Raw genomic sequence first — 24,332 nt, 5'->3', positions numbered from 1 at the left:
TTGCCGCACAATGGAGGACAAATGCCCGTAGATAATGCAGAAAACGATCACACCGGACATAGTCTTGACCAGTTAAACCAAGCGCTTAGCAGCGGCATGTTCGTACACGTGCGTAATATGCTGCAAAAAATGGCCGCCTCAGATATCGCGCTGATCTTAGAATCATCACCGCCAAGTGCCAGACAAGTATTGTGGCAGCTCATCGATCAGGAACAAATAGGCGACATACTCGATGAGTTGAGTGAAGAACTCAAAGACCCACTTATCCGCAGCATGAGCCCTGAGCGAGTCGCGAAAGCGACAGCAAGCATGGACACCGACGATCTCGCCTATATTCTGCGAAGTCTACCCGACGCAGTTTACAAACAAGTGCTGCAGTCGATGACGGAACAAAATCGCCTGAGGGTAGAACAAGCCCTATCTTATCCAGATGAGACCGCCGGCAGCTTGATGAACACAGATACAGTCACCTTAAGACCCGATGTGAATATCGATGTGGTGCTGCGCTATCTTCGGCAAAGGGGCAACCTACCCGATACCACAGATACCTTATATGTGGTCGACAAACAGGACAAAGTCCTTGGCGGTGTTAGGCTGGCAGATCTGCTGACTTGCGCGCCAAGCACCACAATTCGCAATATCATGGATCCCAATATTCAAAGTATTCCTGTGAGCATGTCCGACAGCGAAGTCGCGCAGAAATTCGAACGCAATGACTGGGTATCGGCACCTGTCGTCGACAGTGATGGTAAGCTGCTCGGGCGTATCACAATCGATGACGTAGTCGATGTTATCCGCGAAGATGCTGAACATTCCATGATGGGTATGGCGGGGATGGATGGAGATGAAGATACCTTTGGTCCTGTGCTAAAAAGTACCCTACGTCGCTCGCTCTGGCTCACCATAAACTTATTCGCCGCCCTGCTCGCCTCGTCGGTCAGCAATATGTTTGAAGGCACTATTGAGCAATTTGCCACTATCGCCATCCTAATGACGATTGTCCCTAGCATGGGCGGTGTTGCCGGTAATCAGACCTTAGCGCTCGTGATCCGCGGTATTGCTTTAGGCCATATCGGCCAAAGCAACGCTCGCTGGCTTATCGGTAAAGAGCTATCGATTGGTTTTCTCAATGGTTTGATGTGGTCGATTTTAGTCTTTGTCGCCGTGTGGCTATGGAAGGATGATATGGCACTGGCGGGCTTAATTGGTAGCGCCATGCTGATCAACATGACAGTAGCAGGGCTTGCAGGTGCGAGTATTCCATTGATTTTAAAAAGACTTAAAATCGATCCTGCCCTCGCTGGCGGTATGGTGCTCACTACAGTCACTGACGTGGTTGGCCTGTTCGCCTTCCTCGGGTTAGCGACGCTCTACCTGATGAACTAACGCTTTAACCGTTTGAGCTAATAACAAAAACGGCACCTCAAAGGTGCCGTTTTTTATCCCGCTGGAAAACTAAAGAAGGCTATTTTGCCGGAGGTTGAAAACCATAACTGCTCAGAATCGCTTGGCCTTTTGTCGATAGAATAAAATCAGCTAACGGCGTAGCGGCAGTATTAGCGCCTTGTAAAACCAGTAAACCATAGTCGGCACCCACGGCGAGTTCCTGCGGTAAATCGATGATTTGTAAACTCGGCACTTCTTTTTTAGCCAGCACAGCATTAGTGCAATAGGTTAAAAAGATATCCGCTTGCTTGTTTTCCATCACCCAACCATAGGGGTTGCGATCTTTAGGCGGTTTAACGCTCTCAGGACCGCCCGTCAGTTGTAATGCCTTGGTCTCTAACACGGCTTTCGCATTGGGTTTTACCGCTTCGGCCTTAGCAAAAACGGCCCAGGCATAATCACCCGCGGGGTCGGCTTTCGGGGTTGAGGTACCGACTTTAATCTTAGGATCTAACAAGGTATCGAGTAACGTCGCACTCGTCACCTGAACTGTGTCTTGAGCAATGGCGCAGAGTTGATTACGGGCAAACATTTGCACCGCTTCGCCCTGACCTGAATCCACTAATGCCTGTGGATGTTTCATATTCGCCGAGGCAAAGATATCGACTTTCTCGCCCTCTTGAATGCGTTTTAACAATAAACCTGAGGGCGCATATTGCGCTACAACACTTATTTGCGACTGTGCTTGATAAGCAGCAATAATATCACTCATCGCAGCCTTTAAACTGCCTGCGGCGCGCAGTTCTATCGGCGCGGCTCCTGTGGTCACTTCGGCTTTCATCGGCACTCCTTGTACAGCCGTCACCATGATGACAGGACTTAAACTCAAGGCTACTAACACATTTTTGCTTATCATAGTCATATTCTCCTTTAGGCACTAAAAGTCATTCTTGTGACTTATTCCCATACAGAACGTGAAATCGATAAAGGGATCAAGCTGAAGTCATCCCAAGGTAATTAGCAGTGATATGTTTGTGGTGCAGGTCACTCAAGGTGCGCTTCATAAAGGACAAATTGTCTAATTGAAGCACGGCAAGCTAATCACTCAATTAGCCCACCACTGAAAACAAAAAAGTCGCCCCAGGCGACTTTTTCAGCGAGAATTTTGTGCTTAGACCAGACTATTTACCCGTTGGTATTAGTACGATCTCAACGCGGCGGTTTTGTGCTCGGCCATTTGCATTGGCATTTGATGCAATAGGACTCGCTTCACCCATACCTTTTGATTTTACACGGGCAGAGGCAACGCCTTTACTCATCAAGTAATTACCCACTTCGCTAGCCCGGACCTGTGACAGACGTAAATTATAAGAGTCTGAACCACTGCTGTCGGTATAACCTAATATGTTGAGCTGCGTTTTGCTGTATTCCTTGGCCACAACCGCCACTGAATTCAGCACGCGTTTAGCACCGTCGCTTAACTCGGTTTGATCTACGCCGAAGGTCACTTCATTAGGCATATTCAAAATGATGTTATCGCCGTTACGGGTCACACTCACGCCCGTTGAGGCTAATTGTTGGCGTAATTTAGTCTCTTGCACATCCATGTAATAACCAATACCACCACCGACTGCAGCGCCCGATGCAGCACCAATTAAGGCACCTTTACCGCGGTCGCTCTTGCTCGAAGATACCACTCCAATTGCGGCACCCGCGACGGCACCAATCAATGCGCCACTGGTCGCTTTAGCGGTTTGTTCTTCGTTTGAATAGGGATTGATTGTTGTACAACCCGATGCAACTAGCGCGGTCGTCAATACCACTATGGCTAACAGGGATGGTTTAGATTGCACTGCCTGAAAACACTTCATCATTTATAACCTCTTTATATGATTGATGACTGTGAATACCGCTCAAAAGGGCAAGAAATATCACGTCCATTAGGTAATACGAATGACCTAGGGATTGCCACAAAGCAGGCAGTATATAAGCAATTGCGCTGGAGACAATCCTTTATCCATCTTCAATTATGCTAATCCAGATTTTAGTCAGCAAAGATACAGATTTCGGGCTTCAATCATGGCTTGTACCGCCCAATTTCATATCAAGTCTATGGCACCGAAATAGTGCACCTTGCACCTTTATTGGCAGCACTAAAAAATCACGTCGTTTTAATCGAAGTCGCAATGCAATGATTTTAAAGGTTAAAATAAAAACTAGAATATTGGCACGAATTTTACATACTACTAAGTGAGTAGACAGTCAGACGCGGTAAACATCGCCGAAAACTAGAGTCAACTTCAACAGGATTAATCCAAATTAAATGGACCTATCGAGACAGAAAATGGGCTCGAGTATTTAGGGTCATAAAGGAGGAAGTATGAAAACGGTCATGAACTTTATCGCACTATGTCGCCACGAATGGATTTGTCTGCGCCATCTAGGTCTGAGCCAGTGGGATTTAGAACAGCTTCACTATTATCAATAAAAGGCAACGCAAACGGTCATATTTTGGTTCTAAGGCAGTAAAAGAGGGAACGCTCATGGGAATCGCAGAAAATAGTCTCAAGCTACATGTTATCACCGAGGTTAAAGTACAAGGTCGCTTACTGTCGGATGTTGCACGTCAATACGGTTTATCTGCCAAGGCAGTCTACCAATGGGTGCGAGAAAGCGATCTGCAACCCCAGCAAAGAGAATGCGCATTAATGAGTGAGATTGCCCAGCTACAGAAAAGAATTAAACAGCTCAATCATGAGCTACGCACGATAGGTTAAGTGCTACATGGCAATTGAGTGCCTGTACAACAAGCTAAACGTGCCCGAATAGACAAGGCCGGACAAGATTGCATATCGCCCTGCTGATAACGCTAACGATGTAAAAGATGTGCTAACAACAATAATAACAGCGCCCTTTTTAGTCCGGCCTTGTCGTCCAAATTGATGAACCCAGCGAAGATTGGGAAATAGTATTAACAGCAATAAACGGATAGGGACAATGCAAAAGTTTCGGCAAGACTAGGGAGGGAGTTATCTCCCCCAAGATCAAATATGTGAATTGTGCTCCCCCAAGTCATGAACATATTTCTCTCTCTGGCCTTGTCATTTTATTCACAGGATCAATGATGATCCAGCACTGCAATGAGTGTAGTGCGCCAAGGAAGGCCTTGATTGGTATTACATAGATTGACTGAAGAGTGACCAAGGTTTCGGCAAGGATTGAGGGAGTTATCTTCCCCAAAGATTAAATATGTGAATTGTGCTCCCCCAAGTCATGAACATATTTCTCTCTCAACTCTTGTCCTTTTATCACACTGTTCGATGATTGCTAGCTTGTTTGTAGCAACAAGGATGGCCCCAGCTTCCATCGGGGATTAAGCCAAGGATTGGCTAACGCCAAAAATTAAATAACAATAATAAAATCAACAATAAAAATAATAATTTCACTTAATTTTTAGCATAAAAAAGACGCTACTTTGAGCGTCTTTTTTATGGGTGAAAAACAACGACTGACGATTAATAGTCTTCTTCGTTTGCCTCTTGGATCCGCTGCTTACGCTCTTGTGCCTCTTCAAAGGCTGCTTGGATTTCTTCCAAGACCGCACTAACATCGGCTTCGACCAGCACTTCGGTAAACTCACCCGTTAATGGTGTTTCAGGCTTCAATTCACCGGCTTCAAACAGGGCCCAAATTTCTTTGGCGTATTGTGTTTTTAACAGCTCAGGAGCATACAAACCATAGTATTGAGTCATGTTATTCACATCACGCGCTAACATCCATTTAGCATGGTTATTTGCAGCGGCATCGACGGCCTGAGGTAAGTCGATAATCACTGGCCCTTCACTATCAACTAACACGTTAAACTCAGACAAGTCACCGTGCACTAACCCCGCACAGAGCATACGTTTAACATAGGTCATCACCAACGCATGATCCTTCAAGGCTTTTTCTGCCGACATACTGACATCGTTTAATCTCGGCGCGACATTGCCCTCGGCATCCGTCACTAACTCCATCAGCAACACGCCATCGAAACAGCCGTAAGGCGTTGGCACACGTACACCCGCATTCGCTAAACGGTAAAGTGCTTCAACTTCAGCATTTTGCCAAGCTTCTTCCTGCTGATCGCGGCCAAATTTAGACCCTTTTTCCATCGCGCGCGCGCGACGACTGTTACGGACTTTTCGGCCTTCTTGATATAACACAGCTTGCTTAAAACTGCGCTTGTCCGCTTCTTTATAGACTTTGGCACAGCGGATATCATCACCACTGCGTACAACGTACACAGTCGCTTCTTTACCGCTCATTAACTGGCTAATGACCTCATCGACCAGTCCTTCATCAACCAGGGGTTGGATTCGTTTCGGAGTTTTCATAGCGCCCTTATACCTTACTTAGGCATGATATGGAATACTGCGGGCAAATCTTCATACAAAAGCGGTCTCCAGCGGAAGTTTGATGAATATAGTTTAGGATTGTTAAACGAATTTTAAGTAAAAACTAATGCACTTGCGTGTTAAACACAATACCAGATTTACTCAGCGCTTTGGCAAAGAAAGAGACTGAAAATACCACTTTAACTAAAAGAATATTCTTTTATGCTCACCCCAATAAAACCAGACTCAAAACGACAAGCCATATTCCACGGCGAATATGCCAATCCAAGCCAGTTGAAATAATACCCAGAGCTAAATTGGTGCAGGAACTTAACTCAAACAAACAAGGCAATCACACTGCCCACAGTCGCCGCCGCTTTCAATATTTGGCCTGCACTGTAATAAGTGTCGTTTGAACTCTTAACGTCATCTACATCATCCGCACTAGGCTCAGATATTTTACTCCTTGCATTGCCATCAAAACTGACCTCAGCTTTAGGAGCCGCCAGCCCTAATGCACCATAGGTAAAGGATTTAAGTCCGCTTGGCTCGGCGGTATCAATGGATTGATGAGCCGACTTAACTGCTGGTAATGAAGCTGAATACGCAGATGAAATAAGTGAAATCATAGCGAGCACCAAAGCAGACATTTAAAGTGTTAACCACAAACTAACACAATATCAGCTGGTTATCATGCATTCATCCGCTAAACTGTGATGGATTCTGCCCAACAAAGCTCATCTATGACCGTATAAATGGCGGTATATATAGCTAGATCTCCCCCATAAGAGCCTTTATCCTAAACACCACAACATATAGAGAACTTATCCATGCACTATCCCAGCATTTTCCTCGCACTTTCAGTCCTATCCCTGACTCAATGCAGCAGCTTATCTATTGAAGAATGCGCCAATAGTGATTGGTTTGCCCTTGGGCTTGCCGATGGCAACCGTGGGACAAGTTCTGGACAATTAAATCAATATCAAAAAGATTGTCGTGAATTTAATCTCAGTGTCGATACCGCGCAGTGGAAACAAGGATACCAGCAAGGGTTAGCCAGTTACTGCGTGCCAGAAAATGGCTACCGCGTAGGCTTAGCGGGAGAAAGTTATTATGGGGTTTGCAGTAATAACCAGTTTGTTGAGCGCTATAACCAAGGCCATCAACAATACCTGACCAACAAACGTTTAACTGAGATTGCCGATCGCTTAAATACCATAGAGAGGGAAATAAGCAGTCTTGATGGCAAGATCAATAATCTCACCGACAAGGCTGACTTATTGAAACAGAAAAACAGTCTACTCAACGAAAAAAACCAACTGTTAGATGAAAGATCTCGCCTACGCAGACCTGATATGCGCTTCGAATTTAGATTTTAAGCCATAAAAAAATACTGAACCCAATAAGGACTCAGGGCGTTAGCTTCACAGCTCGTTATTTTTGCGATATTCCACTACTTGCAACCTTGAACATTTGACCCAAAGCGACCAATTTAGACTTTCTAAACGCAGGCGAGCGCAGAAAAAACACATAGTAGAGTAGGCTAGCGGACGTCCATGCTATGGCTAAACTCCATAAATCATGACTCAAGAAGTGGGCGCCGCGTAACTCTTGGCCAATGCCAAATACTAGGCCTAAACTCAAACCAAAGATTAATCCAAACTTAGCTAAATGCGGGCGATACTCACGCAGCACGTAATACAAGGCAACCCAAGCAAATCCCCCACTGGCATGGCCACCAGGGAAACATTGACCAAACTCAGCACTTTTAGGTAAACGAGAAAACAAGGATGAATGTATCATCTGGCCGCCAAACTCAATCACATCCCACGGGCAGGTCATGTGAGTAACGCTCTTGCCGATTCGGACCAACAACACACTCGCCAATACGCTACTAAATAGGTAAATCAGGCCCTTGCGGTACGGTTTTACCCTGTCACTTCGAAAACTAAAGGCAATGCCGACTACGACACTCACCGCCAGCAAGATGACAAAGTTACGCCCAGTGACATGCAGTAAATCTTCGGTCAACCAATATCCTCTCAATGGCCAAGAGTCGATGCCCCCTTGCCAATGAAATAACAAAGTCGCGACTTTCATATCAGCGTGAGTCCATTCAAGCCCCACTATGATCACTGCAAACACTAAAAGCGGCGTAATTAAATGCCCCTTAGCAAAATCCATAAATGTCATCATAACTTTATCTTTCAGATAGTTACTCACTAATAAATCCAAAAATCAGAACATTTAGTGTTAGAGTACCGCTGAATTCTTACCTAACACTTAAGAGATCTAACAGCGCAGCATTTAAGATAGAACCGAGATTTTGCAGTAACTAAATTTACCGAAAAGACTCACATCATGAGTAAAAAGACTATAGTTTATGAATAGTATCGCGCCTCTAGGACTGAGCATTCATGCCATACAACCTCGCCATTAACCAGTCTCAAAAAGATCGTTTATTTGCCGACATTACGATCGACACAGACAAAATCGTTGTTCCCCAAGAAATGGTTGATAACTGGCAACAAACCTTAGATTTGCTCTCTGAATTAGTCGACACCCCCGCCGCTTTGATCATGCGTGTCCATCAAACAGATATTGAGGTCTTTACCTCGAGCCGCACTCAAGGTAATCCCTATAAAAAACATGATAAAGACAGTTTAGGCCACGGGCTTTACTGCGAAACAGTGATCAAAGAAGGTAAGGAACTCCACATTCCTAACGCCCTAAAGGATAAAAACTGGGACACAAATCCTGACATTAAACTCGGCATGATCGCATACTGTGGTTTACCTTTACGTTGGCCAGATGGCAGTGCCTTTGGCACTATCTGCATGCTCGATAGCCAAGAGCATAATTACCGCCAATCTTTTCGCAGCTTACTCGCTCGGTTTCAAAATGGTATCGAAGCTAACCTAGTCACCCTTTATCAACAGGCTAAGCTACAACTGCACAATCAGGAGCTAGAGCAAAAAGTACAACAGCGCACCCATGAACTCGCCGAACTTAGCGGCAAGCTCATCAAAGAAATCGAAAACCGCACCTCCACCGAAACCTCACTGGAATACCATAAAAGCTACGATCCGCTCACGGGATTACCTAACCGCATCAATTTGATTAATAGTCTGTCGATCATGCTCGAAAAAGTGAATCGCAAAGAAAAGATTTCAGTACTCTATCTTGGGCTGCGTAATTTCAAATCCATCAACGACAGTTATGGTTACCTGATTGGCGATAAAATTCTCACTATTCTCAGCCAACGTTTACAGCACTATACCGATGAAAACACCTTTATCGCCCGCATCGCTGGCGCCGAATTTGTGATTATTCAAGCCCACAAACCTTCGAATAACGAAACCAATAAACTCATCAATAAAGTGCTTAACTGCTGTAATACCCCCTTTGGTGTGGCTGATTTTGTAATCACGATTCCCTCGAGCATGGGCATAGCACAAGCGCCTATGGATGGTATCGATGCCGCCATTCTGCTGCAAAAAGCCGGAGCGGCCATGACGATAAGCAAGGCTGATGGCTCAACTCACAGCTTCTTTAATCAAGATACGCAAGCCGCTTTAAACCTACGTTATCAACTGGAATCCCACTTGGTCGATGCGCTGAAAAAGAACGAATTAAGCCTGCATTACCAACCCTTTATTAACTTAAAGACGAAGCAAGTGATTGGTGCTGAAGCCCTGCTGCGCTGGCATAATCCCATCCTTGGCAATGTCGCCCCAGACAGATTCATCGCCTTAGCTGAACGTAATGGCCAGATTATCGATATTGGCAATTTTGTATTGCATACCGCGCTGTCTCAGGCAGCAAAATGGTGTCGCGAGGTAGGCCAAGAGTTTAAAATCGCCATCAATATTTCCCCTTTGCAAATGCGCAATCCCCGCTTTAGCGAACACATAGCCGACTTACTCACCCTCTATCAATTGCCACCGACCGCCTTAGAACTTGAAATTACCGAAGGCATGCTGATGCAAGATGAACACATTGCCCACAATGCCATCCAAAAACTACAAGAACTCGGTATCCGCATCTCCCTAGATGATTTTGGCACAGGCTACTCATCCTTAAGTTATCTACAAAAATACTCTTTCGACACCTTAAAAATCGATCGCTGCTTTATTAGTAAACTCGAAGAAAACGAACAAAATAGAGAGTTAACCAAGGCAATTATTGCCATTGGTAAGAAACTGGACTTGGAAGTGATCGCCGAAGGCGTAGAAACCCTAGAACAAGATGCCTTTATTCGTCACGAAGAATGCGACTTAGGCCAAGGCTACCTCTACGGTAAACCCATTACCGCAACACAGTTTGAGCAGGCATTTATCCATAAAAAAGAGCATGAAGTTCATCCTTAATGCTCTTTTTTATTTCGCGAATTAAAACCGACTGAATAATGCTGCGTGAATAGTCATTTCCACAGAATTATACATCAAGCCACAGAAACAAATAATACGCAAAAAATTAACACGATAAAAAATAAGAGTAAAATAAATTAACAAAGTACATTTAAAATTTCCTATTGTTTACAGGAATCAACGAAAGCCTCTAACTTTTCGAGATGGATCTTACAAATATCCCATATAGCATTTTGTTTAACATCGTTAGTAAAGTAAAAGTAACCTCTAGGAAATTCTAAGGTTATAGGTCTCACTCTATTCTTATCGGAAAGTTTGTCTGACGGTCTAAAGCGAAGAATAATTTTACCCTCTGGAGGAGGACAGTATCCATCATGCGCTGGTATAACAGGTTTATAATGCACCGCTGTTGTACGCAAAGCACCTATTGGGCCACTCTTATAAAAATCAGGGTGTTGATTTCTAAACTCTTGAACTCTCTGTACCAAACATTGCTCTCGCTTCAAATGCTCACCACAACTATAACAAGCATTAAGATATGCACTTAAAAGATAGGTAAACTCTTGAATAGGCTCACGCTCTCCATTAATAGATACACGATTAGACTCAACTTTATCCATTAAAGTTAAGAAAAATAAAGCTTCATCTATTTTTTGTCTCGCATTGGAAATAGCATCTTCCATGATTTTTCCTTTCGTTATCGCTCTAACGTGTTACGTGATACTTAATCACCATCGATACTTTGTAACTTGGATCAACCAGCCTGAGAGCAAACTTACTGCATTAGACTAGTCTGCTTTAATAACGACTTGTGTCAGTATTTCTTGGTCATTCTTAAACACCACTAGCTCGCCTAGAGGACTATCGCTGCCGCCTAAGATGGTGACATAACAATAATACTGGTATGGGCCGCTGCGAAATTGGTATGAATGGTTCCCCCCACTGCCATCAAACACGAGTTTGCCTTTATTCAGCACTAAATCTGGCTTGTCGCTCAATGACTTACCCTTTGCCCATGCGGCATAGCGGTATTGGCTGTTCCCCATATCATCGACACGAATGGTAAACTTAGCGGTCTCCCAAGATAACGCTGGGCTGACAAACTCACTCACACTCGGATGTAATGCCGTTTGTTGCTTAGCAATAAGCTCAGCTTTCAGTTTTGCCTCTACCGGTGTTTGATAGTTAATGGCGATGATCTTGCCATCAAAATCCAGCCACACAACACCACTACCGAGCATAATGCCGCGCCAGCCCATCGTCTGCCAATCAGCTTCAATCTTAGAATGGGCGATCTGCTCAAGCAGCTTAGGATCAAAAACCTGATCGAAACGTGCGATCATTTCCTGCGTATTTTGAATCGCTGGGATCGGATATTCACGTTTAAGCGGGTAAGCCACACGCTTAGCAATCGCCTCAAGATCATTGGCCTTGGCGGCGTCGATAAGCCCCTGTACCAGAGGGATGTATTCCTGTGGCATGGCTTCATCAGCGGCGTTTGCATTGATGCTTAAACCCATAACGCTGAATATTAACGCCGCAGAAAACGCGATATTCATCAGTGTAACTTGGCTGAAAACAGCTAATTTGCTTCCCTTGAGTCGTGAGGCGAATGGCATCTTTATCCCTTACTCCAAATGTCTCTGCTGAGACTAAAAGCCAAGAATACCATAAGTGCCTCAGACTAAAACCTAAGGTGATTTACACTGCGCCTGACTAAGCGGTTAATAATAGGTTTGAGTAAATCGCCAAGGCTACCGACATAAAGATAACACCAATAACCGCATCGATAACCGGTGTTAGTCGCTGCAATTTAAGTTGCACCTGCGCCTTTGACAACATTACCGCTAAAAAACCAAACCATGCCAATGACAAAGACAACAACAAAATAGCGGAAGCGATTTTAGTACTCGTTGTAACACTTGGGGTAATCAAGGCCGAAAACAAGGTTAAGAAAAACACTAATGCTTTCGGATTCAATAGATTGGTATAAAGCCCAGTCAAAAAACCTTGCCTGCGCGACATAGCGCCACCTAAGCCACCAGCAACAGACGCCACGCCTTCAACGTCACCAGCGCTAATAACAGCATCATCATTTGTTCCTGCATGGACTCTGGCACTCATTTTACGTTTAGCGAGTATCGCAAGACCGGCACGCAGGGCACCAAACCCCATCCAAGCGAGGTAAGAAGCGCCCACAATTTGCACTAAGAGATACAGAGTGTGCGAACTCTTAATGAGTAGACTCACACCGGTCAGACTCAAAATCGTATGAGCTAAAATGGCTATTGAAATCCCCACAGCGGCGGCAACCGCAGTGCTTCTGGACTGCTGAGTCGCAATCTTCACCATAATGGCAAAATCGGGTCCGGGACTGATTAAAGCAACGGCATGGATTACAGCCAAGGTGAGTAATAAAGATAAATCCATAGATATGCGGCTCCGCAAAAAAGGTTAATAACGATAACTGAGGCAGCCAGTATGGCAATTTGTCGCAGCGCTGAATTGTAATAAATTGCACTATTCAGTGTTTTTAAAACCAGCGGCGTCGAAAGACGGGGAAATTAGAGCATACGCCGCTGAAATTGCACTGGCGATAATAGGAATGCCTGCTTAAAAGCTTTGTTTAAATGACTTTGATCGAAAAATCCGAACTGCTGCGCCACATCTGCCACTAAAGCGCCATGACTTAAGGACTTTTTCGCCAGCTCTAAACGCACACGCTTGAGATAAGCATGGGGAGTCATCCCTGTCGCCTGTTTAAATTGCCGTAAAAACTGAAACTTACTTAAATTCACTTCATTGGCTAAGGTTTCAAGTTGAGTATTATGCCAAGGCTCATCGTGAATTCGCTGTTTCACTAAGCTCACCTGCAACTTAGATAACCCCTGCGGTTGATTTGGTTTAGATAGGCAAGATGAAGCGCCGCTGGGGTAACGCTCCAGCAGCAGATGAATAAAATTCAGTAAGTGGGACTCACCCGCAAGCGCACTGCATTGGCCTTGAATTAATAGCTCGTGTAGTTGAATAAAATATTGATAAAGCGTCGGGTCATCCACCATAGGCGCGCTGAAAAAGTGCTCCTTCAAACCCAGTTCTTGGCTGACTTCATTCATGTATTCCACGGGGATCGACATCACTTTCACCCGATAACCGTCGGCATCGCGGCTCTGACCATCGTGGGTTTCGTCGGGATTTAAAGTCGATAAACTATGCTGACCAAGCTGATAACTGCTGCCCTTATTCACAAACTGCTGCGCGCCTTGAGTGACTACGCCTAAGTGGTAATCCAGATGCACATGTTTATCAAAACTGAAATGCGTAAATTCCGCCTGACTCAGTTCTATGCCTGATAAGCTAGGATGACGCCAATAATTAATGTTTTCAATGGGTGTTGCAGTACTCATAACTCGCGGCGATTACCTATAGCATCAGCTGTAAAACAGGGGGAAACTCAGATCGACTCGCCCTCATTCTAGCCTCCATTGTCAGCGCGGGAATAGTAAATTATTGCAGCCACATCGTTTGAAGCGATTTGGGCTTAGATTAGTGCTTAAATTAGCGCTTAAATGAGTGCAGCAGAAAAAAGCGCCCAACTATCTGGACGCTTAATGAGATACATTTTTGCTCGGCGACATACGTAATAACCTTCGATATCGCCTTAACAGATGAATATCACTAGAAATGATAACTCACGCTGACTCTCACCATTCGTGGCTCAACAGGATGATAATGCTGATCTTCAACGCCTTCGGCAGCTTCGCCGGGCAAACGAGAGGCATAAAAGTAATCTATGTCGTGATCTTTACTATCAAACACATTGAGCAGCTCAAGCTTAGTATCGAAGCGGCGGAACTCGTATCCTAATGCGAGGTTAACTAATGTGGTCGCATCAGCCTTGTGGTCATTAAAGCTGTCGAGCACCCGCTCACCAAGGTGCCGCACGCGTACACTCGAATACAGGCCATCGCCGTCGGGTCGATAGGTGATGCCCGCACTGGCAACAAAGGGAACCGCGCCATCGATATACTTGCCCTCTTCAAATTCATGTTCAGTAAATCTGGCGTTAGTCCACGCTAATTCCATATCGATACTGATTGCCTCATTCAACCAATAATAAGCCGTTAATTCAGCACCATAACGTTCAGATGCACGACTCGGCTCAGTGTTACCGGCATCGCCCACAAATACTAATTCTGAATCTAGTTGCAGATACCAGATCGCAGCAGAGAAATTAATAAAGTCCCTGTCATAGTATTTCACCCCAAATTCGCCGCCATTTGAGCGCACAAGTAGATCGACTTTTTCGACCTCATCGCCACTCACGGGATCAACCTTAATCGTCGCACCGCGGGCATCGTTCGAATGTAGCCCTTGGCCTGCATTAACATATAACTCAAGATTATCGCTCCACAAATAAGAAGCACTGGCTTTGAGGCTGAACATACCATCGGACGCATCGCCACTGTTAAGCGGATTATCACTGTCGACCTGCACATCAAAATAATCGTAACGCAGCCCAAGATTAAAACGCCATTGATCAGCTGGCAGCCACTCAACTTTGCCAAAGATGCCACTCGACAACTCTTGCACTTCATCGAGCCTTACCGTATTCAGCCGTTGTCGCGACTGAGTGTTATACAAACCCACTGCGCCAATATCGTCATAACGCACATCGCCGCCCACACTGTAATTCAGTTGAGTGCCACCAAGTAAAGTCTGCCAATCACGCTTAAGATCGCCGCCCCAAATCATGCGTTCATCGACTTGTTCAAACTCATCACCATTGATGGGATCGTTTAAGAAATAGGTAAAATTAGAGAATAAATTCATAGTCGAGCGAATAGCGTAGACATTTCCCTGCCAATCACCTGCATCGTAATTAGCTGAAACGCTATAACGGTTAGATTCACCGCCGACGTCTTTATCTAAAGATCCATAAAAATCAATTAATCCAGAATCCACCGCACGGGCGGGGATCTGATCCGCCGAATTCCAGCTGTTGTCGTAGGCCATCATAGTGACGCTCAAGTCACCCTCGCCGAGCCGAGTTAAATAACGCCCGACGACACTGATCTTACTCACATCCTCATCAATATCCGTCCACGGGCCATCATAGGTTTGTGCCTCACCACCCCAAATAAAACGACCCATGTCAGTGTTTAGCTCCTGAGTCGCCACGAGTCGCTGGTAGCCATATTCACCCAACGTCACCCCAACTTGGTTATGGGGGAGTTGATCAGCCAGCAGTAATTGTGCAGCACCCGCGCCAGAAAAATCGGCCACCTCAGGATAATAAGCGCCTTTGGCATACCGGATCTCGCCTATAAGTTCAGGGATCAAAAAGTTAAGATCCGTATAACCCTGACCATGCCCATGGGTTCGCATATTCACAGGCATACCATCGACTCGAGTATTAAAGTCTGTGCCATGATCCAAATTAAAGCCGCGTAAGAAATACTGATTCGCTTTACCCGAACCACTGTGCTGAGTGACTATCATCCCAGGAACAAATTCGAGGATTTCGCCGGTTCGTAATAGGGGTCGACTCTCGATTTCTGCCGCGCCGACTATTCCCTCAGATGCCGAAGTACTATGGCCTAAGGTATTAATTTGCCTACCGCGCACCTCTAGGCGTTCAATATTGTCCGTTGCCGCCTCTGCCACTACGGTACTCGATAAACAACAAAGAGGTAATAACCACGTCATTGATAACCAAAGCTTTGATAACCGCATTCCTGATAATCCCAGTCCCGATTTCATCCTTTCTTTCCTACTACAGGTGATAGACGGCAGGGATTTAACGCCATATTTACAAGCAAAAAACCGATCAAGCTCAAACTCTGATGAATAAAAAACCAGCAAAATACAGGCAAATATCATTTCTATGTGCCGTATCGCACATTTTTAAACCCAAAAGGACAAAATGTCCGCCAGCAGATCACATTTCAACCGTGTGTTAGTGCGAAATCATGGAAATAAAATAATCTTGCTTGAATAAAAATGAACCCATTTATCAGGCTAGCTATACTCTAAATAACTCAACACTTTGAGAGACACGCTATGCAACGATGGAGCAATATGCACATTTGGAGTGTGTGGGTAGGCCTTTTCTTTTGTGTCTCGGTTCATGCAACCAGCAAATCAACAACAGAAACCACAGTAATGATTGCTGATAAACCTATCATTACGATGGCGTTTTATGAGGACCCCAAACATAACTTCTACTTTAAATGGGCTGAACTGATTTACGCCCAAGCCTTTGAACGCTTAGGATATGACTTCTCCTATCAAGTGGTTCCCGCAGCCCGCGCCAGTATGATGGCGGACTCAGGTAAAGTGGATGGTGAGCCGGGGCGTGTATCTCGTTATGGCGAAAAGTTTACTAACCTCATTCGAATTGAAGAACCCGTTATCGATACCCATTTAATTGCCTTCGCGCACAATCCCGAAATCAAAATACCTAACTGGCAAGCACTACAAAAGAGTCGATACAAGATCGAATACTATCGAGGCGTGTTCCTCGCAGAACAAAAGCTAAAGGGACTCATTCCTAAGGAGCGTCTGACTGAATCTTCGTCCCCTGCGAGCTCCTTTCGTAAAATGCTCCGCGACCGAATCGATATCTATATTGATACGGAGGCAAGCTCATTGGATCTATTACAAACGCCTGAGTTTCAAGGCAGCAAAATAATCGCGATTGCCACCCTAGAAGAACTCACCAGCTATGGTTACTTAAATAAACGTCACGCGGCACTCGCCGTTAATCTTGCTCGGGAGCTAAAACAGATGAAGCAAGAAGGTATATTTGACACCTACAAACAACAGGCCCAAAAATCGCTTAATAATGAAATGAATCATGGCGATACCCCAGAATAAATCAGCATCGAATGTAAAAGTCGTGGCTTACTTTTCCCCACAGAAGATGGCACTAATGTAAAAAGCCTGTTCAATCATACTGAACAGGCCATGTATTCGATGAAAAAGTGAATAAAACTCACCTACAAAACCTAGGTTAAACCTTACTTATTTGCTTGCGAGTTTACGCCAACGCAACCCATCGCGGATCACCTCATAGCCAGGGAACATAGCGGCAATCACTAGAGTATAACTTAGCCAATGTTCTAACTGTAATAACGTAAATTCCCCATTTAATTCAGCTCCTTGGTTTTGTACTTGGCTTTGTAATAGTGGCGAACTAAAGGCCAGAAAGACTAAGAACGAGGCATAAGCAAGATTGATCCCCATATTCGCCAGTAACAATTCAGTAGTCCACACTCGGCGGCGTAGTTGCCAGAGACTATTCGCCATAGACAGCAAAATAATAGGGCTAAACCATTGCAGTAATTGCTGAGCATTGACGCTGAAAATCACAGTCCGCGCGGCTAATTGCTCGCTACTCATCCACACAGAACACCAGATCACAAGTAAGAGAAAAAGATATGTCGCCAGATCGGTAAACACATCGCTTAAACTAATATGCTGCCAACCGGGCCCAACCTTAGGCAAATTCTGCGGCTGCCATTTTTGGCAATTGCTGCCAGATAGGGGTTTCCCCTGAGCCGAGAAACTCCAAAAGGCCAACAGGATAGCGGTAAAGGCAAGACAGGCATCGCCAATAAAACCTTTAGCAATATGGTGGATAAATCCTAATAGATCCCCCCCTGCCGAGCCCAACCATTGAGTCGTGCCGCCCACAACCTGCAGCACAAACAAGACCCCAAGCACAGTGAAAAGTGTATGTTTAAAAAGCGGAATATCCTCAGAGGCAATAATAGGAACTGCCGGAACAAATTGCTGCGCGACCTTACATGGATGCCCCATTTGCTTTAATACCGCGACAATTTGCGCTTCAGTCAATTCACCTTGTTCAGATAGGGCATCCAATTGGTCGCAGATATTGGCTTTTAATTCACGGCCAATTTCCTGACGTTTGTTCTCGGGCAATTCTCGCTGCACCGCGGCGATATAGCGATCGACTAATTCCATATCAAATCTCCTCTGCACTCTCGTCTGAGCTTTTCATATCTGAGCCATTAGTGTCAGCGCTTTGCTCCAGTAAAAAAGCCAAGGCGCCATTAAGTTGCTGCCATTCATCGGTCAGTTGACTGAGCAACTCAGCCCCCAATGATGACAATTGGTAATAACGACGCTCACGCCCTTCGGCCTGTCGCCACTCACTATCCAACAATCCTTGATCGGCTAGGCGGCGCACTAAGGGATACAGAGTCCCTTCGTCAATATCGATACCGCCTTCCTGCAACTGTTTGCGGAGCGAATAACCGTAGTGGGCTTGTTTTAATAATCCCAGTACCGCCAACACTAATACCCCACGGCGCAACTCGAGTCGCATTTTGACTAGCTGTGAACTTGTCATTGTCGAATTCCTATCCTTAACACTGTGTCACACACACTGTGCGCCACACAGCAAATACTATGTAGCACACAGTAAAATTGCAAGTTTTCATGCACATTTTTTGATCACTTTGTTTATTATTAATGCAATCTATTGTTTGTATTGAATTTACAAAAATGCCAACCGTTTCTGCTAAGTGCTCACATTTCCCCACCGCCATACACTCAAAGCGAATGAGTCACACATAAGCAAATTCAAGATAAAAAATTGCAAAACTTCCTATGCTTGAGTAACTTAGCTGCCAACATTGAATCGCTGACTCGTCAACCTAAGTACGGTTTGCTCCTTAAAAGAGATAAATAGGCACGACTCAAGTAAGTATTGATATTCAATAACTAAAAATATTAAGCCGTTAAATTAAGGACATAGAAAATGCTCATGGATAGAGGCGTACTGGTACGCTGGAACGATGAAAAGGGATTTGGCTTTATTCAGCCTGAAAAAAACGCAGCCCAAGATGTGTTTATTCACATTTCAGTGCTGAAAAAGATGGCGAGAAAACCCATAGTGGGCGACAGCATTCTGTTTCAAACGGAAGTGCAAAATGACGGCAAAAGAAAAGCGGTTATCGCCTCGATTGAAGGCGTCGCAGTCGTTGCAGCGAGTGCAACAACACGCTCCCACTCTCATATCCAATCACGCAATGAAAACTTCAATAACAAAAACAAAGCGCATTACCATAGCCCACGAAAATCCTCTTTTAATACGATAATCCCGCTGCTAATAATCGTGGCCATAGTTATCTTTGGCTTTAAACAATACCAAGAATTCAATGAAGCTCCAGCAATCGATGAAGTACCAGTCCTCACGAATGAAGACACTCAGCCAATGCCCATGTATGAAACTGCAACACCAAGATTCCAATGTGAAGCGGGTAAAACCCATTGCAGCCATATGAGTTCCTGTGCTGAGGCGACTTTCTATATCCAAAATTGCCCCAATACTCAAATGGATGGTAACGGTGATGGCATTCCCTGCGAGCGCCAGTGGTGCAGTTAGCGATGCGACATATGTAAAGTCACGCGGGTAACCTTAAGCCTGAGCAGGTAGCAGGTAGCAGGTAGCAGGTAGCAGGTAGCAGGTAGCAGGTAGCAGGTCACTAGTAGTGAAATGATAAATAATCTAAAACAATGGCGAGATAGCCTGACAGGCATACAGCAAATCGGAGTGATTGCTGCCAGTATCGGGCTTCTCATGCTTGGCTTATTCTACCTTGGTCAATTTATCGGTAGTAGCGTGGTAAAAATGGCTGGCTTTAACCCTAGAAATACGCAAACTAGCCCATGAATTCATACCTATCACAACTTCCAAATGGTAACGCATGCACACTGATATCATCGAAATGGATTCACCTGAGATGCTGGAGTCCTTGTTAACCGAGCATGCTGCGGTGCTGTTGTTATTTGGCGCGCCGGACTGCGGTGTGTGCCAAACGCTCAAACCGAGAATTGCTGAGATGTTGGCGCAAGAGTTCCCGCAGATACGGATGGCCTATATTGATTGCCAAGCCCAAGGTGAGATAGCGGCGAGCCGCAATGTATTTGCCTTACCTGTAGTGGAATGTGTGTTTTATGGCAAAACCTTTGGACGGTTTTCCAAGGTATTTTCGTTAGCGGATATTCGAGGGGCGCTTGCCCGCCCCTATGGTTTAATCGTGACGGAATAATCCAAATTAGACAGTGAGATTATTTGTTTACCAAGGGTCTAAACCCAGCGTAATGCACTGACTGATCAAGCTTAACCTGTGCTGCGGGCATGCCCATAAGACGTGTTGATCTAGGTGCTGCTTTAGCTTTACCACTGCAACCGCAGCCGTCACCTGTAGAGTGGCAACATCCGCCCTTGGCTGCATGTTTGAGTGAAGCGCGGCCTTGGGATGCATCCGTCAATCTAAGATTAAGATCAGCCGTTTGTGCAAGTAAAGTCACCACTGTTTGACTCGCACTGCCTTTGCTCACACTAATCCCCGCATCTAGCAACTTTCCTAACATGCGCTCACCGATATTCTGCACAAGTACAATGTCGGTACCTTGTTGAATAATCAGCTCTAATAAGGCTTTTTTAGCACTACAGTCACCCTCAATTGCCGGGTTATCGACCAGCTTAATCAGCTGAAACTGTTCATTATAAAAGCCAATTTGTAGGGCTTTAGTAAAGTGACTGGCGAGGCGTTCGCGGCTCATCGGCATGGCAATAATCATGATAAATCCTTGTCTGTTTGGGTTGGCAACCTCAAGGCTTGACCTTGAGTGATAGCCGTCGCCACCTTTTTACGGGCATTGGCGAGAAGGTATCCAAAGGTTTGCCGAGAGATCCCCATCAAGGCAGCGGCATCGATCTGGCTTAATCTTTTAACGTCACCCAGTTCGAGGGCCTCAAACTCATCGGCCTCTAATTGAATATGAGTTAATTTAACCGCAGGGATCCCATTAGGCTTAAATAGGCTACAGGGCACACAGCTCGATAATTGACGGCATTTTTTAGGTCTTGGCATATATGTATTTATCTTTAAGTCGTCTTATATGTCTTGAAATCGTGTTTTAGGTCTTGGTGCACATCTTGTTTACAGCGCACGACACTCGGCTCATCTAGCTAGGGGAATCCATAGCTCTGGATTCTCAAGCGTGATAACTGACTCAATGAATAAGTTCAGTAGATGAACCATAAAACTGTCACGAGTTTCTGGCCTAGGCCAGAAACTATTATTCGCGCCAACGACATTCAAAACTGTAAGACGGCTCACAGTTACCTATATCAAGCATGACTAATTAACAGAACTGCTGTCTGGCGAATGGGGGATTAAACACTAGGGCGATACCCTCATTATCGATATGTGGTACATCTCAGTTTTCACTGGAATACGAAAATCTTTCGCGCCACAGGTATATTGCCATTAAGCGTGACTAACACACTCAATGGCTAGCGCCCAGTAAGGTCAATCTTAACCTGCATTAGGGTGCCGAGAGATAATGACAAACTCTGCAAACAAATAAGCAGCCGTTAAGCTGTTGCGATAGGTGGCATTTACTGATTTAAACGGGTTAAATCCTCAGACTCACAGTAGTTCACCTGTACCGAATAGCCGTCATCTTGCTTGATAAAATCGACAAAGTTTTTAATCGCAGGTAAGGCATCTTCCCTATGGTGCGACACGTACAGCAATTGGCTCAGATGATGCTCGGCTATCATCTCCAGCGCCCGCATCACTAAGGTGCGATTGATAAAATCTAAGCCCTGATACGGCTCATCTAAAATCAGTAACAGTGGCTGTTTAATCAAGGCACGACCTATCAGCAATAACCGCTGCTGACCATAATCGAGCTTCTTAAAGCTCGTGCTCGCCAGCCCTGTCATGTGCAAAATAGCCAACCATTCCTTCGCCAAATCCAGCTGAGGTTTAGTGGGTTTATGGTACAGGCCAATAGAGTCAAAAAAGCCCGAAAGCAGCACATCTAATGCCGAGCAACTGACGCGATATTGCAAGTGTAGCGCCGACGATACTATGCCAATCCGTTGTTTAATCTGCCATATACTCTCGCCGCTTCCGCGAGGTCGGCCAAAGAGCGTGATGTCATTGCTATAGCATTGGGGATGGTCGCCTAAAATCAGCCCCAGCAAAGTGCTTTTACCACAGCCATTTGGGCCGCGAACTTGCCAATGTTGCCCCGCCTCGATGCGCCAATTCACGCCGCTAAAAATCAGCCCACTGACATATTCCACTTTGCCATTTTTAATCTCGACCAGAGGATCAAACGCCTCGGCGTTGTGCCTTTGCCGCTCCATCAAGGCCAAGAGTTCATCGCTACGTTGCGCCGATAACGCATTCAACTGTGCCATCACAGGATGATTGTGCCATTGCTCAATCGACATCGACGGGCTGAGTTTGTGCACACTCTGCCCCGATTTGAGCATCTCGCCATTAAACAGCGCTACATGACTGATGCACGGCGGCAATTCTTCTTGGCGTGAGGTAATGATCAGCAACTGGCTATGCTCGGCCACTTCACTCAGCAGCTCAGATAAACTCGCCTGATGTTCAGCATCGAGCCCAGCGTAAGGGTCATCTAAAATCAGCAATTGCGGTAACATTGCCAGTGCACGTGCCAGCATGACTCTGCGCGTTTCGCCCGTGGATAATTGCCGAAAACCGCGCCGACGCAGAGGCTCAAGCCCAACCTTTTGTAATAATGCTGGGAGTTGCTTGGCATCTTGGCAGCATTCCAACACTAAGGATTCGACACTCGAACCGTAATCCAGTTCGTCTTTTTCTAACTCGCGCTCCAGCAATGCTTGTTGCAACCCAAGTGACACCCAACCGATACGTTGCGGCAAGCCAGCAATCGTCCCTTCATCGGGCAGAATATCACCCGTTAATATTCGCCCAAGCAAGGAACCACAATAGCTGTCGGTCGCGAAAATCGCCCAATGTTCAGTAGGGTTCAGTTGCCACTCATCGACGACTAACACCTCATTATCACGCCCGTATCGCAACTGTTTAACCACAATACTTTTGTCTTGGTTCGCGACAACATCAAGCATAACCACAGTTCCTTTCTATTTTTAAGGGATGATAAAAGCCAGCGATTACCCAATCGCATTGCTACATGATATCTAAGGCCATAATATCTTAGAGCCATAATATCCAATGCAACGGCTCACGATGCACGACTGTCGCTCAGGTTTTATCGGCAGATTTTGGGGAATACGTCACCAGAGTAAAGCTTATTGGGAATAAAATCTAATGCGCTTAATGGCATAGGCAAAGCGTGGCAACATCCAACGGGTACGCATGTGTGAGGCAACCACTCTGGCAGAACTGTGATAAAATCGGCACCTGTTTAACTTTCATATCAACAAGGTAATGCAATGAATCCCATTATTGCCATCTTAAAAGAACACAACGTCAGTGACGCTAAAATTCAAGAACTGTTTCAAACATTAACCGAAAATCCATTAATGGCGATGGGCACGCTCGGTCAATTAGGCATCCCAGCCGAAAAATTACAACAACTGCTGGGGCTAGTGATGCAGAAACCAGCCTTGATCAAAGAAGCCGTGCTTGAACTCGGTTTGGATTTCTCAAAAGTAGAAGCCGCAAAAGCCCAGCTACAAAAATAAGCGCAGACTGTTCAAGTTTGTAGCCATCATGCGCTAGGGGAATGCGCGTAAATCAGCTCCCCTAGCGAATGTTAAAAACACTAAACCTCAAAGTAACTAAATCTCACAGCAACTAAACCTCAAAGCCATTGACGCTCAAAATGATCAGTACCAAGTGAACTAACTGTTTTGCGCCTGCCACTCATCAATCGCCTCTTTCGCCGCTCGAAAAGCTTCAATCCCTGCAGGCATACCGCAGTAAACGGTGCAATGCAGTAAGACTTCTTGGATCTCTTCAACTGAGCAGCCATTGTTTAGCGCGCCCCGCACATGGCCCTTTAACTCAGTCGGCGCCTTTAATGCCGCCAGCGTCGCTATGGTAATCAAACTGCGCGTTTGCCTTGAAATGGCATCACGCACCCAAACCTCACCCCAGCAATTGGCCGTAACTAAATCTTGCAGCGGCTGGGTAAAATCTGTCGCACTATTGAGCGCCTTATCCACATAGCTATCGCCCATCACAGCACGACGCACCTCAAGCCCCTTCTCGTATTGCTCTTCGTTCATCGATACATCCTTTTTTTCTTATGTGATTAAGCTATGTGATTAAGCTCTGTAATTAAGCTATGTGATTAAGCTCTGTAATTAGGCTTATTGAACCGCCGCCAACCAATCTGCCCTATATCC

Annotated in this window: 25 protein-coding genes; 9 read left to right on the top strand and 16 right to left on the bottom strand. The window is 45.3% G+C overall.

Features of this window, described 5'->3' with window-relative positions; all coding sequences use genetic code 11:
* Nucleotides 1-21 precede the first annotated feature (21 nt).
* Nucleotides 22-1,386: a magnesium transporter gene (gene mgtE, locus KFE26_RS08315; RefSeq protein WP_113939980.1), complete on the top strand. Its 1,365-nt coding sequence runs from the start codon at nt 22-24 to the stop codon at nt 1,384-1,386.
* Between the two features lie 79 nt (nt 1,387-1,465).
* Here the strand turns inward: mgtE and KFE26_RS08310 are convergent, their stop codons facing one another.
* Nucleotides 1,466-2,302: a molybdate ABC transporter substrate-binding protein gene (locus KFE26_RS08310; RefSeq protein ID WP_212600139.1), complete on the bottom strand. Its 837-nt coding sequence runs from the start codon at nt 2,300-2,302 to the stop codon at nt 1,466-1,468.
* Nucleotides 2,303-2,567: 265 nt separating this feature from the next.
* On the bottom strand, nt 2,568-3,257 hold the full coding sequence (locus KFE26_RS08305; RefSeq protein ID WP_212600161.1) for an OmpA family protein: 690 nt from the start codon (nt 3,255-3,257) through the stop codon (nt 2,568-2,570).
* A gap of 672 nt (nt 3,258-3,929) precedes the next feature.
* On the opposite strand from KFE26_RS08305, the gene KFE26_RS08300 reads away from it, so the two are divergent.
* On the top strand, nt 3,930-4,163 hold the full coding sequence (locus KFE26_RS08300; RefSeq protein ID WP_168825505.1) for a transposase: 234 nt from the start codon (nt 3,930-3,932) through the stop codon (nt 4,161-4,163).
* A 738-nt stretch (nt 4,164-4,901) separates the two neighbouring features.
* On the opposite strand, the gene KFE26_RS08295 is transcribed toward KFE26_RS08300, so the two are convergent.
* Together KFE26_RS08295 and KFE26_RS08290 are read right to left on the bottom strand one after the other, a co-directional pair.
* Nucleotides 4,902-5,762, bottom strand: coding sequence for a PA4780 family RIO1-like protein kinase (locus KFE26_RS08295; protein ID WP_028759534.1), 861 nt, complete (start codon nt 5,760-5,762; stop codon nt 4,902-4,904).
* Nucleotides 5,763-6,097: 335 nt separating this feature from the next.
* Nucleotides 6,098-6,412: a hypothetical protein gene (locus KFE26_RS08290; protein ID WP_212600138.1), complete on the bottom strand. Its 315-nt coding sequence runs from the start codon at nt 6,410-6,412 to the stop codon at nt 6,098-6,100.
* A gap of 180 nt (nt 6,413-6,592) precedes the next feature.
* Between KFE26_RS08290 and KFE26_RS08285 the strand changes: the two genes are divergently transcribed.
* Nucleotides 6,593-7,141, top strand: coding sequence for a DUF2799 domain-containing protein (locus tag KFE26_RS08285; protein ID WP_113939984.1), 549 nt, complete (start codon nt 6,593-6,595; stop codon nt 7,139-7,141).
* Nucleotides 7,142-7,196: 55 nt separating this feature from the next.
* Here the strand turns inward: KFE26_RS08285 and KFE26_RS08280 are convergent, their stop codons facing one another.
* Complete coding sequence (locus tag KFE26_RS08280) at nt 7,197-7,955, bottom strand: phosphatase PAP2 family protein (protein WP_212600160.1); 759 nt, start codon at nt 7,953-7,955, stop codon at nt 7,197-7,199.
* A 224-nt stretch (nt 7,956-8,179) separates the two neighbouring features.
* Between KFE26_RS08280 and KFE26_RS08275 the strand changes: the two genes are divergently transcribed.
* A complete protein-coding gene (locus KFE26_RS08275) occupies nt 8,180-10,132 on the top strand; it encodes a GGDEF domain-containing protein (RefSeq protein ID WP_212600137.1) in 1,953 nt (650 codons plus the stop codon).
* Between the two features lie 161 nt (nt 10,133-10,293).
* Here KFE26_RS08275 and KFE26_RS08270 read toward each other — a convergent pair whose 3' ends face one another.
* The 5 genes from KFE26_RS08270 to KFE26_RS08250 form a co-directional block, all read right to left on the bottom strand.
* The gene (locus KFE26_RS08270; RefSeq protein ID WP_212600136.1) at nt 10,294-10,815 is read right to left on the bottom strand and encodes a hypothetical protein; all 522 of its coding nucleotides are present in this window, start codon (nt 10,813-10,815) and stop codon (nt 10,294-10,296) included.
* A 105-nt stretch (nt 10,816-10,920) separates the two neighbouring features.
* Nucleotides 10,921-11,751, bottom strand: coding sequence for a hypothetical protein (locus KFE26_RS08265; protein WP_212600135.1), 831 nt, complete (start codon nt 11,749-11,751; stop codon nt 10,921-10,923).
* Nucleotides 11,752-11,848: 97 nt separating this feature from the next.
* Nucleotides 11,849-12,562: a LysE family translocator gene (locus tag KFE26_RS08260; RefSeq protein ID WP_028759343.1), complete on the bottom strand. Its 714-nt coding sequence runs from the start codon at nt 12,560-12,562 to the stop codon at nt 11,849-11,851.
* 134 nt (nt 12,563-12,696) lie between these two features.
* A complete protein-coding gene (locus KFE26_RS08255; protein WP_212600134.1) occupies nt 12,697-13,539 on the bottom strand; it encodes an AraC family transcriptional regulator in 843 nt (280 codons plus the stop codon).
* Nucleotides 13,540-13,810: 271 nt separating this feature from the next.
* Entirely contained in the window at nt 13,811-15,868 is a 2,058-nt protein-coding gene (locus KFE26_RS08250) for a TonB-dependent receptor (RefSeq protein WP_409437982.1), read from the bottom strand.
* A gap of 327 nt (nt 15,869-16,195) precedes the next feature.
* Here KFE26_RS08250 and KFE26_RS08245 point away from each other — a divergent pair, with 327 nt between their 5' ends.
* Complete coding sequence (locus KFE26_RS08245) at nt 16,196-17,011, top strand: hypothetical protein (RefSeq protein WP_212600132.1); 816 nt, start codon at nt 16,196-16,198, stop codon at nt 17,009-17,011.
* A 147-nt stretch (nt 17,012-17,158) separates the two neighbouring features.
* Here KFE26_RS08245 and KFE26_RS08240 read toward each other — a convergent pair whose 3' ends face one another.
* Both KFE26_RS08240 and KFE26_RS08235 read right to left on the bottom strand, forming a co-directional pair.
* On the bottom strand, nt 17,159-18,121 hold the full coding sequence (locus KFE26_RS08240) for a hypothetical protein (protein WP_212600131.1): 963 nt from the start codon (nt 18,119-18,121) through the stop codon (nt 17,159-17,161).
* Nucleotide 18,122: 1 nt separating this feature from the next.
* The gene (locus KFE26_RS08235) at nt 18,123-18,509 is read right to left on the bottom strand and encodes a PadR family transcriptional regulator (protein ID WP_105251375.1); all 387 of its coding nucleotides are present in this window, start codon (nt 18,507-18,509) and stop codon (nt 18,123-18,125) included.
* A gap of 411 nt (nt 18,510-18,920) precedes the next feature.
* Here KFE26_RS08235 and KFE26_RS08230 point away from each other — a divergent pair, with 411 nt between their 5' ends.
* The 3 genes from KFE26_RS08230 to KFE26_RS08220 all read left to right on the top strand — a co-directional run bounded on the left by KFE26_RS08230 (nt 18,921) and on the right by KFE26_RS08220 (nt 20,214).
* Complete coding sequence (locus KFE26_RS08230; RefSeq protein ID WP_212600130.1) at nt 18,921-19,547, top strand: excalibur calcium-binding domain-containing protein; 627 nt, start codon at nt 18,921-18,923, stop codon at nt 19,545-19,547.
* Between the two features lie 111 nt (nt 19,548-19,658).
* Nucleotides 19,659-19,835, top strand: a complete 177-nt coding sequence (locus KFE26_RS08225; RefSeq protein ID WP_212600129.1) for a hypothetical protein — start codon at nt 19,659-19,661, stop codon at nt 19,833-19,835.
* Nucleotides 19,836-19,869: 34 nt separating this feature from the next.
* A complete protein-coding gene (locus KFE26_RS08220) occupies nt 19,870-20,214 on the top strand; it encodes a co-chaperone YbbN (RefSeq protein ID WP_212600128.1) in 345 nt (114 codons plus the stop codon).
* Between the two features lie 19 nt (nt 20,215-20,233).
* On the opposite strand, the gene KFE26_RS08215 is transcribed toward KFE26_RS08220, so the two are convergent.
* The 3 genes from KFE26_RS08215 to KFE26_RS08205 all read right to left on the bottom strand — a co-directional run bounded on the left by KFE26_RS08215 (nt 20,234) and on the right by KFE26_RS08205 (nt 23,087).
* Nucleotides 20,234-20,749 carry a NifB/NifX family molybdenum-iron cluster-binding protein gene (locus KFE26_RS08215; protein ID WP_212600127.1) on the bottom strand — a complete coding sequence of 172 codons (516 nt, stop codon included), beginning with the start codon at nt 20,747-20,749 and terminating at the stop codon, nt 20,234-20,236.
* Nucleotides 20,746-21,042 carry a DUF134 domain-containing protein gene (locus KFE26_RS08210; RefSeq protein WP_212600126.1) on the bottom strand — a complete coding sequence of 99 codons (297 nt, stop codon included), beginning with the start codon at nt 21,040-21,042 and terminating at the stop codon, nt 20,746-20,748. Before KFE26_RS08210 ends, KFE26_RS08215 begins: the two co-directional genes overlap by 4 nt.
* Nucleotides 21,043-21,572: 530 nt before the next feature.
* A complete protein-coding gene (locus KFE26_RS08205; RefSeq protein ID WP_212600125.1) occupies nt 21,573-23,087 on the bottom strand; it encodes an ATP-binding cassette domain-containing protein in 1,515 nt (504 codons plus the stop codon).
* Between the two features lie 327 nt (nt 23,088-23,414).
* Here KFE26_RS08205 and KFE26_RS08200 point away from each other — a divergent pair, with 327 nt between their 5' ends.
* Nucleotides 23,415-23,666 carry a DUF2999 family protein gene (locus KFE26_RS08200; RefSeq protein ID WP_006083102.1) on the top strand — a complete coding sequence of 84 codons (252 nt, stop codon included), beginning with the start codon at nt 23,415-23,417 and terminating at the stop codon, nt 23,664-23,666.
* 159 nt (nt 23,667-23,825) lie between these two features.
* Here the strand turns inward: KFE26_RS08200 and KFE26_RS08195 are convergent, their stop codons facing one another.
* Nucleotides 23,826-24,212: a carboxymuconolactone decarboxylase family protein gene (locus tag KFE26_RS08195; RefSeq protein WP_212600124.1), complete on the bottom strand. Its 387-nt coding sequence runs from the start codon at nt 24,210-24,212 to the stop codon at nt 23,826-23,828.
* Nucleotides 24,213-24,332: the final 120 nt, after the last annotated feature.

The organism is Shewanella sp. M16 (genome assembly GCF_018224605.1).
In the GTDB taxonomy this organism is placed as follows: domain Bacteria; phylum Pseudomonadota; class Gammaproteobacteria; order Enterobacterales; family Shewanellaceae; genus Shewanella; species Shewanella oncorhynchi.
Note: the sequence above shows the minus strand (reverse complement) of the source record. Positions and strands in the feature narration are given on the sequence as shown.